The organism is Mesorhizobium sp. M7A.F.Ca.CA.004.04.2.1 (genome assembly GCF_004022825.1).
Taxonomy (GTDB): Bacteria; Pseudomonadota; Alphaproteobacteria; order Rhizobiales; family Rhizobiaceae; genus Mesorhizobium.
The window spans coordinates 1-1,345 of sequence record NZ_RZPH01001314.1 but is presented as its reverse complement, the minus strand read 5'-3'; the positions used below and the strand labels follow the sequence as shown (position 1 = coordinate 1,345).

Here is a 1,345-nt window from a genome sequence, read left to right as displayed (position 1 = left end):
ATCAGCGCCGCGCACAGGGCGATGAACTCCCAGCGCGGAATGGGCAGTTTGCTTGCCGATTGCGGCGCTGGTTTTGGCTGGTCCACGGCAAGTCCGATCTTTCAAACGAAAATGCGCCGGCGGGCCGGCGCATTGGCTCGTCCTGGTCCTGGGTTCAGGACATGAAAATTGCCGAGGTGGGGCTGCCCCGGGTGCCTGGTGCTCGATGCCCAAAATCAACGTCGATTTTCGGGCATGCACAAAACAGAAATCAGGCGGCGCCTTTGACGCTGACGCCCTTCTCGACGAGGAATGTCTGCAACTCACCGGCCTGGAACATCTCGCGGATGATATCGCAGCCGCCGACGAATTCGCCCTTGACGTAGAGCTGCGGGATCGTCGGCCAGTTGGAGTATTCCTTGATGCCCTGGCGCAGTTCGGCCGAGTCCAGGACGTTCACGCCTTTGTAGTCGGCGCCGATATAGTCGAGGATCTGGACAACCTGGCCGGAAAATCCGCATTGCGGGAAACCGGGCGTGCCCTTCATGAAAAGGACGACGTCGTTGCCCTTCACTTCATTGTCGATGTAGTCGTTGATACCGCTCATGGAATATCCTTTCCCGCCTGTGGGAGTCAGGCTCGAAACATATCCCTTCAAATAAACCCAACGATTGCTCGAAACAAGACGTTAGCCGTGCCGTGGCTGAAATGGCGCAAAGGATGAGCCGTGTTGGGCCAAGCGCTAAGGTCAGTCGGGAACGCTGGTCTGCAAGGCGAGTGCGTGCAGCACGCCGCCCATATTCCCTTTCAGCGCGTCATAGACCATCTGGTGCTGCTGCACGCGGCTTTTCCCCCGAAAGCTCTCGGCCACCACCTCGGCCGCATAATGGTCGCCGTCGCCGGCGAGATCGCGGATCGTCACCTTGGCGTCCGGAATGCCGTCCTTGATCAGTTTTTCGATGTCGTGGGCATCCATTGCCATGGCAAAATCCTGTTTCGAGCGGCCGGTGTCAGGCCATAAGATGAGAGTCGGGCGAGCCTAAAGCCTTTCCGGTCCGGATTGAAGCCGTTCTGTCCCACCAACGGCAAGACGGCCCGACGGCTTCAGAGAAAGACTAGGCCGGTGGGCTTGCTTCATCCTCGGCAACGTCGTCGCGTGTCGAGAAAGCACGGCCAAGGCTAAAGGCCAGCACATAGAGCGGCGCGTTGAGCACAAGGCCGACAATGGGGAGATAGCTCGTCATTTGCCAAGCCGGTGAGAAGAACCCTTGGCCATAACCGTCGCAGATGAGCGACGAGCCGTACTCCCACAACGCGCCTACGACCACCGCGCTGGCAAAAAGCTTGATGCAGGTGACGATATGCC

At 59.0% G+C, this 1,345-nt stretch carries 2 protein-coding genes and 1 pseudogene; all 3 read right to left on the bottom strand.

Annotated elements, in window-relative coordinates:
• Window positions 1-250: 250 nt before the first annotated feature.
• Complete coding sequence (gene grxD / locus EN893_RS34150; RefSeq protein WP_006332883.1) at window positions 251-586, bottom strand: Grx4 family monothiol glutaredoxin; 336 nt, start codon at window positions 584-586, stop codon at window positions 251-253.
• Window positions 587-727: 141 nt separating this feature from the next.
• Entirely contained in the window at window positions 728-961 is a 234-nt protein-coding gene (locus EN893_RS34145; protein ID WP_010909092.1) for a BolA family transcriptional regulator, read from the bottom strand.
• A gap of 133 nt (window positions 962-1,094) precedes the next feature.
• A pseudogene (locus EN893_RS34140) lies at window positions 1,095-1,345 on the bottom strand (hypothetical protein); the annotation flags it as partial.

Coding starts and splice junctions, on each gene's coding strand:
- grxD (WP_006332883.1), bottom strand. CDS start 586: ATGAGCGGTATCAACGACTACATCGACAATGAAGTGAAGGGCAACGAC.
- EN893_RS34145 (WP_010909092.1), bottom strand. CDS start 961: ATGGCAATGGATGCCCACGACATCGAAAAACTGATCAAGGACGGCATT.